The following is a 16698-nucleotide window of genomic DNA, read 5'->3' on the forward strand; positions in this document are numbered from 1 at the left end:
ATGAAAGCAGTAATCATAGAAGACGAAAAACAAGCTGTTACAGCGTTAAGAGAGGAATTAAACAACAATTGTCCAGATGTTGAAGTATGCGGAAGTGCCACAACCGTAAAGGATGGATATGAGCTTATTTCAGAAGTTCAACCAGAAATTGTTTTTTTAGATATACAACTTAAGGATGGTACCGGTTTTGATCTTTTAGAACAGCTAAACACAAAAAACTTTAAAGTAATTTTTACTACAGCATATAGTAAATATGCCATAAAGGCCATAAGGATAAGTGCTTTAGACTATTTGCTTAAACCCATTGATAGCGACGAACTAACTGAAGCTGTAGAAAAAGCGAAGAAAATTGACCTTGCAAAAATGCAACAACAACTTAATAGTCTCATCAATAATCGAAGTATTGATCCTCTAAGACAGAAAATTGCACTCCAAACCACAAAGGGTGTTTTTATGTACGAGTGTAGCTCTATTTTAAGAATTCAGTCAGATGGTAACTACTCAAAGATATTTTTAGAAGGAGATAAAAAAGAAGTCGTTGCTAAAACACTAAAGGATTTTGAGGAAATACTTCAAGATTCTGGCTTTTTAAGAATACACCATTCGCATTTAATCAACCTACAACATCTTCAGAGCTATATAAATAAAGACGGTGGCTATGTAGTTCTTAATGACAAAACGACATTACCTGTTTCTAAAAGAAAGAAACCAATGTTGCTGAAGGTACTGAGCAATTAAATCAGTAAATCTTCAAGAGCAGGATTTAGATTAGCATACTTAAAATAAAAGCCTTTTGATTCTATTTTTTGTGAGCTTACGCGCTGACTTTCAAAAAGCAAAATATGCATCTCACCAAGAATTAGTTTCATTAATGCTTTTGGAATATTTGGCATTATTAATGGTCTTTGCAACACTTTTGCCACAGCTTTAGTAAGTTCGGAATTTGTAACTGCATTTGGTGCAACTCCATTATAAATACCTTCTAATTTATGTGTTACCACATGAATAAAAATACTCGCTAAATCTATAACATGTATCCAACTTTGCCATTGTTTACCATTTCCAAAAGCTGCACCTGCACCAAACTTTATTGGTTTTACAATTTCAGGCAAAGCACCACCTTGTCTAGCTAAAACTAATCCAATTCTAATTTTTGCTACCTTACAACCTAACTCTTTAAAGCCGTCTACTGCATCTTCCCATTGTGCTACAACCGTTCCTAAGAATGAATCTGAGTTTTGGTCGTATTCTTCATCATAATAATTGGTAAAACTCGAAGGATAAATTCCAATGGCACTTGCAGAAACCACATGTTCTATTTTATAATTATGTAACCTTATAGTGTCTTGAAGTAACTTAGCTGTTTTGGTCCGACTTTCTAAGATTTCTTTTTTGTATGATTCTGTCCATCGTTTAGAAATGGATGCACCGACCAAATTAATGATGGTTGAAACACCTTCGAAACATGAGTGGTCAATTTCGTTATTGTTTGGATTCCAATAAAAGCCTTTGTAATTAGATTCAGTTGCTAGCTTTGATTTTGAAGTCGTTAAATAATGTACATTAAATCCCTCATCATGACATTGTTTTACAATCTCCCTTCCTATTAAACCCGTAGCGCCTGTAATTAAAACTGTCATCTTGCTTTTTTTGCAAAGATACTAAAGGCTCCAACCGCAAGAACAGACTTTAAATTGGATTTAACGTTTTACGGCTCGTAGCATTTCCCTCTTACCAGGAGGTCCAGGTAATCTTTCAACTTCAAACCCAACGGCTTGCATGGCACGCCTAACGCTACCTTTTGCAGAGTAGGTAACTAATACACCATTTAATTTTAGTGCCTTGTACATTATTTCAAAGATTTCTTCGGTCCATAAATCTGGTTGAACACGAGCGCCAAAGGCATCAAAATAGACAATGTTATATTTATTTTCATCAGTTATATCCTTAAAGAATTTTTGCTGCTTCTCTAATTTAAATTCTGACGAAATATATTTAGGTTTTCCCCATTCTATATCATGCATTTCTGAAAATTTAGACGCATGATCTTCTGAAATCAGTTCTATATAATTGAGTTGCTCAATCTCTTCACCTAAAACAGGATAAGCCTCTACTCCAACATAATCAATATTAAGGCTCTGTTTTTCAGCTTCAACTAGGGTTAAAAATGCATTTAAACCTGTACCAAAACCAATCTCTAATATTGTAATGGCTTCCAATTTTCGGTTGTTCTGAGAATAAAAAAGCAAACCATGTTTAAGAAAAACATGGTTTGCTTCGTTTATCGCGCCGTGAATGGAATGATATTGTTCATTCCAATCTTCAATTTGTATAGTTTTAGAACCGTCTGACGTTGTTATTATTTTCCGTTTCAAACCTACTGTATCAATAATTTTTTGATCTTAGGTATCGGTCCTGTACATTCTGTTTTGTGACATGCCAAACAATTATTAATGGCATCGTTATAACGTGCCTTCAACTCTACATTAGACAAGGTGTCTGCAACAGATTGTTGAGCTTCAATAAAAACATTGACAAAGCTATTCCAAACTGGTGTTCGTCCATGTCCATTGCTCATTTCTGCCGAGTGCATTTTCATTAAATCTAAAGACATTACAACTGGTGTTTCACCTTTAATTATTTGTTGCTTTAACTGCACATTATAGGCATACATAGCATTCATGAAATTAGCCATTTCAGAAGGCCTATAAATTTCGTATTCTACGGTTTCCTTTTTTGGTTGCACCTCAACTTTTTCTTCGTTTTTACAACTTGATACAAGAATTACAACCAATAGAAAAACAACTAGAAATCTATTGTTGTAAAAGGACGCCATCAGCTTCAAAATGGTATTCTAACTTAGGCTCTGTAATAGCCTCAATCTCCTCCTTAGACTTGCCTGCATCCTCTGCATAATGTCTTAATTCATCAACAGAAGTTTCAGCAACATAGGCTTTACCATTTATAATAACATCACCTTCTGCATTTAATGGCATGAAAAAACCATAGTCTTTAAATTTTACCATAACAGTTTTATCACCACCAGCATCTAAAGTCATCCAACAACCTTTTTTAGAACATACCTCAACAATTTTCCCTTTCATTTTGGCATTTACAGTATCACCTGCTTTTAAGCCTTTATAATGTTCCATCATACGTTCAGTAGATAATGCATCGGTATCATTAATTTCCATTCCGAAAGAAGCATATGCCAATTCATCTTTTACAACCTCTACTTCGCTTTCTGTAGTTTTAGTTTCATTTTTGCATGAAACAATCATTAAACTTAGTACGAAAATCCAGATTAAATTTTTCATTTTATAAATATTTTTATTGATTTATTGTCGAGTTGCAAATTTACGAAATTTAAGGATATATTACCTTTTTTTAACGGTATTGATTGCGTATTTTTGCACCATAAATCCAACGTTTTTATGGCTATTACATATTCTGAAGAAATACAGGTAGAAAGAGCTAAAACAACTAAAATCAATAGTGTTGATTTTAACAATTTAGCATTCGGTAAAATATTTTCTGATCACATGTTTGTATGCGATTTCGAGGATGGTAAGTGGCAAACACCTAAGATTTTGCCATACCAACCGATAACACTTCAACCATCTTCAAAGATATTTCATTATGGCCAGTCTATTTTTGAAGGTATGAAAGCCTACAAGGATGAGAATGGTAGTGTATTTCTTTTCAGACCAATTGATAATTGCAAGCGATTAAATATTTCTGCAAAGCGACTTGCTATGCCAGAAATACCAGAAGATTATTTTATGAATGGTTTAAAAGAATTGCTTAAAATAGAAAAGGATTGGATACCGACTTCTGAAGGTAGTGCACTATATATAAGACCTTTTATGTTTGCTACGGGTGAAGGATTCCATGCATCTCCAGCAGATTCTTACAAATTAGTTATTGCTTTTGCGCCATCTGGTCCATATTTTTCAGGGGATGTTAAAGTATTGATAGAAGAAAAATATTCTCGATCTGCCAATGGCGGTGTTGGTTTTGCAAAAGCAGGTGGTAATTATGCAGGTCAGTTCTATCCAACTCAATTAGCTAAGGAAAAAGGATATCAGCAAGTTATTTGGACTGATGATAATACGCATGAGTATATTGAAGAAGCTGGTGCTATGAATATTTTTGTTCGAATAAACGACACTTTATTAACTGTCCCTACTAGCGACAGAATATTGGATGGTATTACAAGAAAAAGCATCCTCAAAATTGCTGAAGATGAAGGCATAAAAACCGAAGTACGCAAGATAAAAGTATCTGAACTCATTGAAGCTTCTGAAAATGGTAGCCTTAAGGAATTATTTGGTGCTGGTACTGCTGCGGTGGTATCACCAATTTCTGGTTTTGGATTTAAAGGTAAAAACTACGACTTACCTAAACTAGAAGACACTTTTGGTGCTAGACTTAAGAAGCGAATTACGGATATCCAGACTAATAAAGCTGAAGACCCATTTGGTTGGCGTATTAAGGTTTGTTAAGACTAATTTTATCTGTCTAGAATTTCTTTTATGTGTGGCTTGAAGTAATTTGGGCCTTTTAAAACTTTGCCATCCTCGCGGTAAATAGGCTCTCCATTATCACCAAGTTTGCTCATATTGCTACGCTGAATTTCTTCAAAGACCTCTTCAATTTTATATTGTAGACCGTGTTCTATAATGGTACCACATAAAATATAAAGCATATCACCTAGAGCATCCGCAACCTCAACCAAATCATTATCATTGGCTGCTTCAAGATACTCTTCATTCTCCTCACGCATTAATTTATAACGAAGCATATTTTTTTCTATTCCTAGGTTAGCTTTTGGTGTTTCTCTATGCCCTATTTTAAAAGCTGTATGGAAGGCCTTAACAGCATTGATTTTATCTTGCATTGTCGCTAGTTTATAAATTCAGTAATTATTATTTTTGCATAAAAATAAGCAGATGTTTAGTACTGGTCAATTGATTTTTGGAATATTATTTTTTATAGCATTTGTAATTGTTATTGCATACCAGTATCGCAAGGATTTGCCACTTCATAAAAGATACTACAAAGGCACCGTTTGGATCCTAATAGCCTTTATTGGATTTATAGGTCTAATTGCTGCGGTGAAGTTTATCTTTATGTAGAAATTTCGCAAAATTAAAGTGTTACTATCATCAAAATTTTCTGTCAGAAAATAAATATAATGCATTGATTTTCAATGTCTTAATTATATTATTTTTCGCACAAATTAAGAGATTTCAAAAAATCGCTTAATTAATTGACTATTGACACAACTAGGCTAATGAAATCAAAATTTCTAAGATTTTTTTCATTTTTTTTGAAATAAATTACAAACTAGAAAAGACCTGAATTTACTCACGATTCAAGAGTATTAGTCAGTATTATATTAATATTCTGATAATCACTGCACTTTTAATCAAGCCGTTTTTTTTGTAAATTATAAATAGCTATTAATCAATTCTTTATAAATTATGAAAACACTTACATTTTTCAGAAAAGTGTTCCTTTTCTGTTCGCTTGGTTTATTTTTAACCAACATTGAAGCCCAAACAATTATCACAATTGACAACAATGCCAACTCAACAACAACCTACACAACAATACAAGCAGCACATGATGCGGCTACAGCCGGTGACATTATATATGTACAACCATCTGGTACCAATTATGGTACTGTAAATATTTCAAAGGAAATAACTATTGTTGGACGTTCACACAGTGAACCAGGGAAAGTGTCAGAGTTGAGTACTGTTAGTATTAGAAGCTCTAACGTCACTATTAAAGGGGTGAAATTTGGAAGTCTTAATTATTCAAATACTGGAACTCCTCAAGCACCACCTTATGTTGGAACTAAAATATATGAATGTGAATTCTCTTCAGCTACTTATGGTCCTTTCAGTGGGGTCAATTTTGTAGATGATGTAGAAGTAAGAGGATGTGTCATAACAGGTACACAAACCATTTATTCCACTGCTTCCAATTTATTATTTTCTAATAATATTTTCGCAAATACTGGAATTAACTCTTATGTCACACTGACCTTGGTTGTGGCCAATAATATCTTTAGAGGGACGACATCTGTGACAATAACAAATAATGACCCTGCAGATGGTACATTTATTTTATTTAATAATATGTTTACCGGAAATAGTGGTTCTAATATATTTGTAAATTTAAATACAGGTCCATTTAATTTGTCTAATAACCTTACCTATAATTTTGGTTTTGGTAATTTAGATTATCAGTCAAATGCCACAGGATCATTTACCGAGACAGGATCATTAAACAATACCAATCCGTTATTTACAGATGTAGATAATACTGTTTCTCAAAGTTTTGCAGGAACATCAACATATAATTCTGCATTTAGACCAGAAGACAATTTAACATTACAAGCAGGCTCACCAGCCTTAACTGGTGGTGGTGGTGGATCTGAAATAGGTCTTTATAATAATGGTTTTAATTTTAGTAAGTTGGGCGTACCAAGAGGTTTACCAACCTTAGATGTGATATCTTATGACGGTGCCGTACCAAAAAATGGAAATATCAATGTAACCGTTACTGCTAAAGCTAATTAATATGAGAGCGTTTAATAACATGCGCTCAATATTAGATACCACGTTTTATACCGGGATACTAAAAAGATTATTATCCTTCTTGTTACTAGTAATGGCTCTTAATATGCAAGGGCAAACTATTGCAAGTTTTGAATATTATTTTGGTCCGGACCCTGGTATTGGCAGCCGTTCAACAATTAGCGCAGACACCAACACAGGTGAGCTAACACAAGATCTTGTCATTGATGTCACTGGTCTAAATGAAGGCTTTCATAAACTTTCTATTTTAGCTATAGATAGCAATGGTGAGTATAGTTTATATAGTGCATCTGATTTTTATATTTTCGATTTCACAACAGGTGGCGCATCTATTTCTGATCTCGATGAGCTAGAATATTGGTTTGATGCAGATCCTGGATTTGGTTTAGGTACTACCTTATCCATAACAGGAAGCCCAATTGATGAAACCACGGAAAGTTTTGTCATTCCATTAGGGACTTTGTCAGAAGGGTTTCACACCTTAGGAATGCGTGCAAAAAGTGTAGATGGTACTTGGAGTTTATTTACCAAAAGCATATTCTACATCTTTGAACTTTCTGGTGGTGCACCAATTTCTGATTTAACTGCAATAGAATATTGGTTTGGTGCTGATCCAGGATTGGGAAATGGAGATCCTTTATCCATTACAGGTAATCCAAGCGAGTTAACAGAATCCTATGCAATTCCTTTAGGAGCTTTAGACGAAGGTTTCCAAACTATTAGTATCAGAGCCCAAAACCTAGATGGTGACTGGAGTTTGTTTGATAAGAAGACATTCTATGTTAGTGATATAGCGGGTAGTGACCCTATTTCTAATTTACAGAAATTAGAATACTGGTTTGATACAGATCCTGGATTTGGTAATGGTACTGAAATTGCTATTGCAGGTGCTCCTAGTGACTATACAGATCCATTAGTTATACCTTTAGGTTCCTTGGATGGTGGGTTTCATGAATTAGGTATTAGAGCACAGAATTTAGACGGAACATGGAGTTTGTATGAACGAAAGCGTTTCTTTATAATTGATGCCGCTGATTTTGCGACACCTCCTGCCGCACCTTTAGATGAGATTGAGTTCCTATATGATGCAGAATTAGGGTTTGGAACGGGTACACCATTGGGATTTACACCAACAGGAAATCCTGATGAATATTTGGTTGAAATACCAACAGATTTGGTAACCTGCGACTTTCATGATATTTGGATCAGTATGAAAAATACGGATGGAAGTTACTCCTTATATTCAGTTCTAGAAGATGTGGAAGTTTTTGATAATGCAGATCCTACCATAGTAGTATTCGCAGACATTACAGTAGAACTTGATGCCCTAGGACAAGGCAGTATCACAATCGCAGACGTAGACAATGGTACGTTTGATGATTGTGAATTAGTATCTGTTGTTTTAGATCAACCTCAATTTGATTACACCTGTGCCGATTTAGGTGCCAATACTGTTATGGTAACAGCTACGGATGCTGAAATGAAAGTGAGCACTCAAAATGTTACAATTACAGTTGTAGACAATATAGATCCTGTTGCAGTAGCTCAAGATCTTACCATTTCGCTCGACGCAAATGGCATGGCAAGCATAACAGCTAATGATCTTGAAGATGGTTCTACGGATAACTGTAGCATCGTTTCTAGAAGCGTTGATATTACTGATTTTGATTGTACCAATCTTGGTCCAAATACGGTGAACTTTACCGTTACAGATCCGGATGGAAATACTAATTCAGTAAGTGCAACAGTAACAGTAGAGGATAATACCAATCCTAATGCTATCACTCAGAACCTTACAGTTCAATTAGATGCAACAGGTGCTGCTACGATTGTACCGGACGATGTTGATTTATCTACTGATAATTGTACCATAGTTACTAAAGGTTTAGACATTGATACTTTTGATTGTACAGATCTAGGCGATAATACGGTTACCCTAACGGTTACCGACCAGAGCGGGAACAGCAATACGGCAACGGCAACCATTACGGTTGAGGATAACATAGATCCTGTTGCGGTATCACAGAATATTACCGTTCAGCTCAATGCTTCGGGCAACGCGACTATTCTAGCTACCGATATTGACGATTCGTCATCGGACAATTGTAACATTACAAATCGAAGTTTGGATATCTCCTCCTTCGACTGTAGCAACCTTGGCGACAATACGGTAACTCTAACGGTTACAGACCAGAGCGGAAATTCTGATACTGCCACTGCTACTGTTACAGTAGAAGATGTAGCCGACCCAACCGCTGTTGGACAGAACATCACGGTACAGCTTGATGCTTCGGGCAGTGCTTCTATAACTGCACTTGATATCGACAATGGATCGAATGATAATTGTACTATTGACACTAGAAGCTTGGATATCACTGATTTTGATTGTGGTGATGTGGGTGCAAACACAGTTACTCTAACTGTTACAGATACAAGTGGTAACAGCAATAGCACCACTGCGACGGTGACCGTAGAAGACAACATTATGCCTACGGTTACAACTCAGGATTTAACGGTTCAACTTGATGCAAGTGGTACAGCAAGCATAGTTGAGGCAGATATTGAAAATTCGTTATCCGACAACTGCGGTATCGCATCGAGCGTACTCGATATCACGTCGTTTGATTGTAGCGATCTCGGTGCAAATACGGTTAACCTAACCGTCACAGATGTAAATGGCAATGTTACAAATACACCTGCAACGGTAACCGTTGAGGACAGTATCGATCCAGTTGCAGTAGCTCAGGACATAACCGTTCAGCTCGACGGAAGTGGCAATGCCTCCATTGTAGTTGGTGATGTAGAGAACGGGTCTTCCGATAACTGTTCTATCGTATCAAGTACTTTGGACGTGTCGTCATTTGACTGTAGCAATGTCGGTGCAAATTCGGTAACGCTTACGGTTACAGACCAGAGCGGCAATACCGATACGGCAACCATAACGGTTACCGTTGAGGATATCGAAGATCCAGTGGCTGTTACGCAAGACATAACTGTTGGCCTGGATGCCAGTGGTAGTGCGAGTATAATACCTGCGGATATTGATAACGGTTCGAGCGACAACTGTACCATTGATATGAGCACAATAGATATTACTTCCTTTGGCTGTAGCGACCTTGGTGCCAACACGGTTACTCTTACGGTTACAGATTCCAATGGACTTACCGATAGTGCCACGGCAACTGTTACTGTTGAGGACAACCTCGATCCATCCGCAATTGGTATGGATATCACAGTGGACCTTTTGGGAATGCCTTCAGTCTCTATAGTAGCAGCTGATGTTGACGATGGCTCTGGTGATAACTGTGGAAGTGTTACGCTAAGTATTGATGTGGATACATTTACAATGGAAGGTGTTTTCCCAGTTGTACTCACTGTAACTGATGCAGCTGGAAACACAGATACTGTCACGATTAATGTAACAGTTACAGATAGTTTGAGCATTGATGATGAAGAATATTCACCAAATGATATTAGACTGTATCCGAATCCAGCATCAGATAGGTTATACTTTGACACTGATTTGATAATCTCTAAAGTTCAGTTAGTTGATCTTACAGGAAAATTAGTTTTAGAAAGAATCAACCCTGGAGATAATGTCGTTGTTGAGAATCTTCAAGAAGGCGTTTATTTTGTTCTATTTGATGTAGATGGCATTAAATTAACCAAGCGGTTTATTAAGCATTAATAATTAATATTAACAAAAAAAGCAGTTGTTTTACAACTGCTTTTTTTCTTTATAATAATTGAAACATTAATTCACATCTGGTAAATGATTGTAAGTTTTGCTGTATTGTAACATTTGTTCTGGGAACCCTTTTGGTTGAGTTACCTTAATAGCAGTAATCTCACCCACATCGTTGGTTTCAGGTACTAGAACCGGATTTACAAATCCACTATATGGTGCAGATGTAAATTGCTTATTTCTCTCAAGCACCTCAGCATGTAAGTCTTGATCTACTTTAACACCATAGCCTTCAACTAGTGCTTCACAGGCTTCGTAATCACCTTCAGATTTAATACGTTGTGTCTCTCTTAATAACTGACCAAATAATTCATGTAATTTATCATAATCATTAATATTGTAATACGTCTTTCCATCTCTTGTTACCTTTTCAATCACATTATCTTTTTTACCTTGTTCATAAGCCCAAGCAGATACCCATTGTCTATTTCTCATATGAGCCTCTTCAACATCATCGCCAAGGTTTAATCTAATAAGCTGTGTCATTAAACCATTTCTGATATAACCATCAAAAGCTGCCATACCAACTTCTTTCCAATTTTCAACAAGACCTAATTCTTCTAGTTTAGAATCATACAAGTAATATAAACCAACTAAATCGGCTCTGCCCTCTTCTAATGTAGAAGCATAATTCTTTAATGTCTCTTTTGTTTCACCAACACCAGGATTTAATTGTCCAGAGGCATGTCCAATTACCTCATGCAATGCAGTATGTAGTTTATCTGCCAATTGTCCATGTTCTTCTTCTAATTTTAATTCTTCTTCATCATGAACAAATTCTTTTAATCTACCTGAACTACCTGAATTATTGTAAGCGTCAATAATGTTTCCTAATGAAACAGATTTACTACCAACTTCCTTTCTAATCCAATTGGCATTAGGTAAATTAACACCAATTGGTGTGCTAGGTGATGCATCTCCCGCTTCTCCAGCAACCGTGACTACCTTATATGTTACACCAACAACATTTTTCTTTTTATGATTATCCATTAATGGTGAATTATCTTCAAACCATTGCGCATTTTCTGATAAAACCGCCATTTTTTGAGACATATCAAAGTCATTAATTTGCACTATAGTTTCATAAGAACCGCGATATCCTAATGGATCATTATATACCTCAATGAAACTATTTATATAATCTACATTTCCATCGGTTGCAGCAGTCCAAGCAACATTATAATCATCCCAAGTTTGAAGATCTCCCGTCATATAATACTTAATAAGTAAATCTATGGCATTTCCTTGAGCTTCATTTTCCGCCACCTCTCTAGCCTTTCCTAACCATTCAATAATTTTATCAATTGCTTGTCCATATAGGCCGTCAGATTTATAAACTCGTTCCTTTAAAACTCCGTCCTCTTTAACTAATTGAGAGTTTAACCCATGGGATAATGGTCTTTTAGGGTCTGGTGATGTTTTAGCCTTATAGAAATTAACAACATCCTCGTTAGTTACATTAGGACCATAAAAATTTACCGCAGAAAGGGCTACATTATCAACGCCTTTAGCCTGATTGACTTTTTTAGAATCTTTATCATTAAAAATAACATCAAAAGCTTCTCCATCTAGTTTTGTATTAGTTGCAAGAAATAGTTCATTTAAATATTCTTTTGAAAAATCTGGTTTCAACTTATCATTTGAATAATGATGGTGAATTCCGTTGCTAAACCAAACACGCTTTAAGTAAATCTCAAAATTTTTCCAGTCATCAGTTGTTTTATCTCCAGTGTATTCTTTATATACATTTTCTAATGCACGTCTAATCTTAAGATTATGTCTGTAATTTTGATCCCACATAATGTCTCTACCTGCAAGACCTGCCTCAGTTAAATAGTACACTAATTTTTGTTCCTTCAACGTAAGATTTTCCCATCCAGGGATTTTATAACGTAGAATTTTGACATCAGCAAATTGCTCTACATTATAATCAAATTTTGTATCGGATTCTTTAAAAGTTGATTCTTTGGTATCGTCCTTACACGCCACTATAACAAGTGCTAAAAGACAATATTTTAATATTGATTTAATTTTCATGAGTTAGTTGATTTTAGGTTTCCTGCAAAGGTAATACTTAAATGACATATCATAAAATTACTATCTTTGAGAAACAACTAAACTATATCAATCAATGAAAGCATTTAAGTACATCTTATTATTGCTACTTATATTTATTATCGGATTTTCAATTTACGTAGCTGTTCAGCCAAATGAATTTAGTTTTGATAGAAGCAGAACAATAAATGCACCGGCATCCTTATTGTATCAAAAAGTAAATGACTATAAAGAATGGCCATCATTTTCGCCATGGATTGAACAAGAACCTGAAGCTAGCTTAACATATAGCGACAAAACAATTGGTGAAGGTGCCTATTACTCCTGGAAAGGTGAAATTCTTGGAGAAGGTAAAATGACTACCAAAAGCACCGAAGAAAATAAGTCAATTGCTCAATTAATAGAATTTACAGCACCGTTTGAGGCACAATCCGATATAAATTGGACGTTTGAACCAAGTGATGAAGGCACTAAAGTAACTTGGGCCATGGAAGGCAAACAAGATTTTGTTTCTAAGCTGTTTACTACAATTATGGGTTCTATTGAATCTGAAACAGGACCAAATTTTGAACGTGGCTTATTTAAATTGGATAGTTTAATAACTGAGGATATGGCACGCTACGATATTGAAATCAAGGGTATTTCTGAATATGGCGGAAGCTTCTACTTGTTTAAAACTACAAATGCAAACTCTACAAATATCAGTGCCAAAATGGGAGAAAACTTTGGTGCAGTAATGCAATTTATGGGAAGTAATGGTATTGTACCATATGGCATGCCAATGACAGTCTACAACACTATGGAAGAGAACAATGTAATTATGAGCAATGGCTTACCAGTCAATGAAAGACATTCCATACCTGAAGGTTCTGATATTTCAATTGGATATATTCCAAAAACTAAAGTGCTAAAGACAACACTTTTGGGTAATTACACTAATCTTTCTAAAGCTTGGGAAGCTACTATGGATCATATAAAGGAAAATAATTTAGTTCAATCTGATTTGAAACCTTTCGAAATATATGTAACCGATCCTGGTAATTTTCCTAACCCAGCGGATTGGAAAACTGAAATCTATATTCCACTAGAAGAATAAATGAAACATATATTACTAGTTTTTTTTGGTGGAGGCCTTGGAAGTGTCTTAAGATATTTAATTGGCAAATGGCTCAACAGTTCAAGTGATGGCATACCATACGGTACATTTATGGCCAACATTTTAGGTAGTTTATTAATTGGTGTAATATTAGGACTAGCAAGCAAAAATAATAGCCTTACTCAAAGTCAGACACTTCTTTTAGCAACAGGATTTTGTGGCGGATTTACCACCTTTTCAACCTTTGCCTACGAAAACCATGTGTTCCTAAAATCAGGAGATTTTACCAGTTTTGCTTTATATACTATTGGAAGCTTTGTTATAGGATTTCTAGCAGTGTTCTTGGGTATTTTTCTTGTGAAATAAATTAAGACTATTTAAACTTTTTCATTCCTGCCTTAATTTCAGTATTTAAATAATTTATTCTTGGCACTATAGGGCAAGAATACTTCTCGTTGTATACACAAAGTGGGTTATAAGCCTTATTAAAATCAATTACAATAGTATCACCTTTAGGAATTCTAAGGTCTATATATCGTCCTCCTCCATATGAAGTATCACCATTGGTATTATCTAAAAATGGTAGGAACAAATAATCTTCATATCCTTCTGTTTGCATGTTTTCTTCACCTTGGTAAACGTTTAATTGATAGGGATTGCCATTTATTTGAAATTTTAAAATCCCATAAACGCGCTCCTTCGATAAACGATCATCAGTAGTTTTCATGTTAAACCATTCTGAATCTGGAGTTCGTTCAAGATATGCGCCAACCACAAATAGAGAATCCTCCTTAAAAAAATCTAAGCCTTTAAAATTTTTTAAATCATCTGGTTTAAGTGGCGACACAGATGCATCTTTATAAATCGCATTCTTTTCTCTTTGCCATTCTGTTTCACCTTTAAGACCCTGCTTTTTATCAGAACAACTAAATACTATCAAAACTGTAATTGAAAAAAGTATGTATTTCATTGAAAGTCTAAATTCTATAAGTCAAAAATACAACTTATCAATTTTTATTGTAGTTTTGAATCAAACAATAAATCAAAAATGCGACAAGCAATTAGATATACAAAGCAAATCACAGTCAATTCTTCGGAAGACATTCGGATGCATTATCTATTGTAGCTATATATACACACCATTAAACAATATTTAAAAGTCCGACGATACCGTCGGACTTTTTATTTTTATAATAACAACCAAAATGAAAAAGCTCTATCTAAATTATATCGAATCCTTTAAAGGATTATCAAAAGAGATATGGTATATCTCATTAATCTCGTTAGTAAATAGAGCAGGTACAATGGTAATTCCGTTTTTATCACTTTACCTTACCAAAAATCTCGACTTCAGTAAAGATGATGCTGGCTGGATATTGGCCTTTTTTGGTATTGGCTCTGTTGTTGGCGGTTGGCTAGGAGGTAAACTAACGGACATTTTCGGTTTTTACAAAGTCATGATCTTTAGTTTACTTGTTACAGGATTAAGCTTTATTTGTTTACAATACATAACCACGTTTTGGGGACTCTGCATTGCAATTCTTATTATAATGAGTATTGCTGATTGCTTTAGACCTGCTATATATGTATCAATAAAGACATACAGCATACCCGAAAATCAAACTAGAGCCATAGGACTAATACGTTTAGCTATTAATGCAGGTATGGCAATTGGGCCAACAATGGCTGGATTAATAATTGTAACACAAGGTTATAGGTTGCTATTCTGGATTGACGGAATAACATGCATTGTTGCCATTATTCTATTTAAATATTTAGTAGCACCTCCAAACAAACTAATTCCAGAAGAGAAAAGTGATGAACCAATTTTGAAAAAGAATTTTGTTTACCAAGATTTTACATATTGGATTTTTATTGGAATCTGCTTTTTTATGGGAATGGCATTTTTTCAACTCATAGTAACAATGCCATTATACTATGAAGAAGTTTTTAACCTTAATGAATTTAAAATTGGGTTGATGTGGATTATTAATGTTGGCATAATTATAATATTAGAGATGCCGTTATTAAACTTTTTAGAGAAGAAGTTTATTCCTGTTTCTAAACACATTCTAATGGCATGTTCTTTAATGTGTATCAGCTTTTTTATCCTATATCAAAATTTCTGGATCGGCATACTGATTTTAAATATGGTAATAATAACATTTGGTGAAATGTTAGGGTTTCCATTTACCAATAAGTTTGCTCTTAACCGAGCGAAAAAAGGGGTTGAAGGAAGTTATTTGGCGCTTTATGCTATGGCATTTTCATTATCACATATTTTCAGTTCAAAAATTGGACTGACCATAGTAGATCAGTATGGCTATCAGGTGAATTGGCTAGTAACTGGCACATATGGATTAATAGCAATTCTCTTATCTTATTGGCTTATTAACAGAGTTAAAGATCATCAGTAAGAATTGGTGTCAATCTTAAATATTAACTTAGTAAAATGAAAAAAATAATTTGGATTTGTTTTTCAATGTTGCTCCTTTTAAGTTGTAATGAAAATTCAACTAGTAAAGAATATCCGCAATTAGAACCTAATCGTTACAATGTGGCATTCTTAATTATGGATGGTGTTTATAACACAGAATTAACTGCACCGTTCGATATTTTTCAGCATACTGTATTTAGGCAAAATATTAAATCAATGAACGTCTTTACTGTGGCTAATACCGATAATCCAGTTACAACATTTGAGGGCATGCGGTTATTACCTGATTTTAATTATGTTACGGATTCATTGCCAAAAATTGACATCTTAGTAGTGCCTAGTGCTGAGCATCATTTAGATACTGATTTGGAGGATAAGGTTATGCTAAATTTTGTAAGAAAGGTAGATAAAGAGGCACAATTTATTACCTCGCACTGCGATGGTGCTTTTGTATTAGCAAAGGCCGGATTATTAGACAATAAAGTTTCTACAACTTTCCCTAGTGATATTGATAAAATGAGAGCTATGTTTCCTGAATTAGACATCAGAAAAGAGGTTTTATTTGTGCACGATGGCAAATACATAACCTCAGCTGGTGGAGCAAAATCATTTGAAGCAGCACTGTACCTAAGTGAATTTCTTTATGGTAAAGAAATAGCACAATCCATAGCTAGAGGCCTCGTAATAGATTGGAATTTAGATGAAGTTCCACATCTGGTTATTGAGTGAATTTAATTATGTATTTTTAAGGAAC

General features: G+C 34.8%; 15 protein-coding genes. 8 read left to right on the top strand and 7 right to left on the bottom strand.

Annotated features, from left to right (window positions below; genetic code table 11):
- Positions 1-738 (top strand): LytR/AlgR family response regulator transcription factor, encoded by a 738-nt coding sequence (locus tag LBV24_RS10145; RefSeq protein WP_224478536.1) that lies wholly within the window; start codon positions 1-3, stop codon positions 736-738.
- Here LBV24_RS10145 and LBV24_RS10150 read toward each other — a convergent pair.
- From LBV24_RS10150 to LBV24_RS10165, 4 genes are read right to left on the bottom strand one after another with little or no spacing between them, the layout of a single operon-like run.
- Positions 735-1640 (bottom strand): TIGR01777 family oxidoreductase, encoded by a 906-nt coding sequence (locus tag LBV24_RS10150; protein ID WP_224478537.1) that lies wholly within the window; start codon positions 1638-1640, stop codon positions 735-737. The genes LBV24_RS10145 and LBV24_RS10150 overlap by 4 nt on opposite strands.
- 60 nt (positions 1641-1700) lie before the next feature.
- The gene (gene mnmD / locus LBV24_RS10155; RefSeq protein ID WP_224478538.1) at positions 1701-2375 is read right to left on the bottom strand and encodes a tRNA (5-methylaminomethyl-2-thiouridine)(34)-methyltransferase MnmD; all 675 of its coding nucleotides are present in this window, start codon (positions 2373-2375) and stop codon (positions 1701-1703) included.
- Between the two features lie 2 nt (positions 2376-2377).
- Positions 2378-2836 carry a hypothetical protein gene (locus LBV24_RS10160; protein WP_224478539.1) on the bottom strand — a complete coding sequence of 153 codons (459 nt, stop codon included), beginning with the start codon at positions 2834-2836 and terminating at the stop codon, positions 2378-2380.
- On the bottom strand, positions 2814-3317 hold the full coding sequence (locus tag LBV24_RS10165) for a DUF4920 domain-containing protein (RefSeq protein ID WP_224478540.1): 504 nt from the start codon (positions 3315-3317) through the stop codon (positions 2814-2816). Before LBV24_RS10165 ends, LBV24_RS10160 begins: the two co-directional genes overlap by 23 nt.
- Positions 3318-3434: 117 nt before the next feature.
- Here LBV24_RS10165 and LBV24_RS10170 point away from each other — a divergent pair, with 117 nt between their 5' ends.
- Positions 3435-4505, top strand: coding sequence for a branched-chain amino acid aminotransferase (locus LBV24_RS10170; RefSeq protein WP_224478541.1), 1071 nt, complete (start codon positions 3435-3437; stop codon positions 4503-4505).
- A gap of 8 nt (positions 4506-4513) precedes the next feature.
- Here the strand turns inward: LBV24_RS10170 and LBV24_RS10175 are convergent, their stop codons facing one another.
- Complete coding sequence (locus tag LBV24_RS10175; RefSeq protein ID WP_114299536.1) at positions 4514-4900, bottom strand: pyrophosphohydrolase domain-containing protein; 387 nt, start codon at positions 4898-4900, stop codon at positions 4514-4516.
- Positions 4901-5486: 586 nt separating this feature from the next.
- Between LBV24_RS10175 and LBV24_RS10185 the strand changes: the two genes are divergently transcribed.
- Positions 5487-6593 carry a right-handed parallel beta-helix repeat-containing protein gene (locus LBV24_RS10185; RefSeq protein WP_224478543.1) on the top strand — a complete coding sequence of 369 codons (1107 nt, stop codon included), beginning with the start codon at positions 5487-5489 and terminating at the stop codon, positions 6591-6593.
- A gap of 1 nt (position 6594) precedes the next feature.
- Complete coding sequence (locus tag LBV24_RS10190; RefSeq protein ID WP_224478544.1) at positions 6595-10299, top strand: T9SS type A sorting domain-containing protein; 3705 nt, start codon at positions 6595-6597, stop codon at positions 10297-10299.
- 66 nt (positions 10300-10365) lie between these two features.
- Here LBV24_RS10190 and LBV24_RS10195 read toward each other — a convergent pair whose 3' ends face one another.
- A complete protein-coding gene (locus tag LBV24_RS10195) occupies positions 10366-12393 on the bottom strand; it encodes a dipeptidyl peptidase 3 (protein ID WP_224478545.1) in 2028 nt (675 codons plus the stop codon).
- A 94-nt stretch (positions 12394-12487) separates the two neighbouring features.
- Between LBV24_RS10195 and LBV24_RS10200 the strand changes: the two genes are divergently transcribed.
- Both LBV24_RS10200 and crcB read left to right on the top strand, forming a co-directional pair.
- Positions 12488-13507, top strand: coding sequence for an SRPBCC family protein (locus LBV24_RS10200; protein ID WP_224478546.1), 1020 nt, complete (start codon positions 12488-12490; stop codon positions 13505-13507).
- Positions 13508-13873 (top strand): fluoride efflux transporter CrcB, encoded by a 366-nt coding sequence (gene crcB, locus LBV24_RS10205; RefSeq protein WP_224478547.1) that lies wholly within the window; start codon positions 13508-13510, stop codon positions 13871-13873. It abuts the gene before it with no gap.
- 7 nt (positions 13874-13880) lie between these two features.
- On the opposite strand, the gene LBV24_RS10210 is transcribed toward crcB, so the two are convergent.
- On the bottom strand, positions 13881-14477 hold the full coding sequence (locus tag LBV24_RS10210; protein WP_224478548.1) for a DUF1684 domain-containing protein: 597 nt from the start codon (positions 14475-14477) through the stop codon (positions 13881-13883).
- 235 nt (positions 14478-14712) lie between these two features.
- Here LBV24_RS10210 and LBV24_RS10215 point away from each other — a divergent pair, with 235 nt between their 5' ends.
- Together LBV24_RS10215 and LBV24_RS10220 are read left to right on the top strand one after the other, a co-directional pair.
- Positions 14713-15924, top strand: coding sequence for an MFS transporter (locus LBV24_RS10215; RefSeq protein WP_394371124.1), 1212 nt, complete (start codon positions 14713-14715; stop codon positions 15922-15924).
- Between the two features lie 35 nt (positions 15925-15959).
- Entirely contained in the window at positions 15960-16673 is a 714-nt protein-coding gene (locus LBV24_RS10220; protein ID WP_394371125.1) for a DJ-1/PfpI family protein, read from the top strand.
- Positions 16674-16698 lie beyond the last annotated feature (25 nt).

It is taken from the genome of Winogradskyella vincentii (assembly GCF_020166345.1).
GTDB lineage: Bacteria > Bacteroidota > Bacteroidia > Flavobacteriales > Flavobacteriaceae > Winogradskyella > Winogradskyella vincentii.

Excerpts from the sequence above, each read along its gene's own strand:
- LBV24_RS10200 (WP_224478546.1), top strand. The coding sequence starts at position 12,488 with ATGAAAGCATTTAAGTACATCTTATTATTGCTACTTATATTTATTATC.
- LBV24_RS10185 (WP_224478543.1), top strand. The coding sequence starts at position 5,487 with ATGAAAACACTTACATTTTTCAGAAAAGTGTTCCTTTTCTGTTCGCTT.
- crcB (WP_224478547.1), top strand. The coding sequence starts at position 13,508 with ATGAAACATATATTACTAGTTTTTTTTGGTGGAGGCCTTGGAAGTGTC.
- LBV24_RS10190 (WP_224478544.1), top strand. The coding sequence starts at position 6,595 with ATGAGAGCGTTTAATAACATGCGCTCAATATTAGATACCACGTTTTAT.
- LBV24_RS10150 (WP_224478537.1), bottom strand. The coding sequence starts at position 1,640 with ATGACAGTTTTAATTACAGGCGCTACGGGTTTAATAGGAAGGGAGATT.
- LBV24_RS10210 (WP_224478548.1), bottom strand. The coding sequence starts at position 14,477 with ATGAAATACATACTTTTTTCAATTACAGTTTTGATAGTATTTAGTTGT.
- LBV24_RS10220 (WP_394371125.1), top strand. The coding sequence starts at position 15,960 with ATGAAAAAAATAATTTGGATTTGTTTTTCAATGTTGCTCCTTTTAAGT.
- LBV24_RS10170 (WP_224478541.1), top strand. The coding sequence starts at position 3,435 with ATGGCTATTACATATTCTGAAGAAATACAGGTAGAAAGAGCTAAAACA.
- LBV24_RS10165 (WP_224478540.1), bottom strand. The coding sequence starts at position 3,317 with ATGAAAAATTTAATCTGGATTTTCGTACTAAGTTTAATGATTGTTTCA.
- LBV24_RS10215 (WP_394371124.1), top strand. The coding sequence starts at position 14,713 with ATGAAAAAGCTCTATCTAAATTATATCGAATCCTTTAAAGGATTATCA.
- LBV24_RS10175 (WP_114299536.1), bottom strand. The coding sequence starts at position 4,900 with ATGCAAGATAAAATCAATGCTGTTAAGGCCTTCCATACAGCTTTTAAA.
- LBV24_RS10195 (WP_224478545.1), bottom strand. The coding sequence starts at position 12,393 with ATGAAAATTAAATCAATATTAAAATATTGTCTTTTAGCACTTGTTATA.
- LBV24_RS10160 (WP_224478539.1), bottom strand. The coding sequence starts at position 2,836 with ATGGCGTCCTTTTACAACAATAGATTTCTAGTTGTTTTTCTATTGGTT.
- LBV24_RS10145 (WP_224478536.1), top strand. The coding sequence starts at position 1 with ATGAAAGCAGTAATCATAGAAGACGAAAAACAAGCTGTTACAGCGTTA.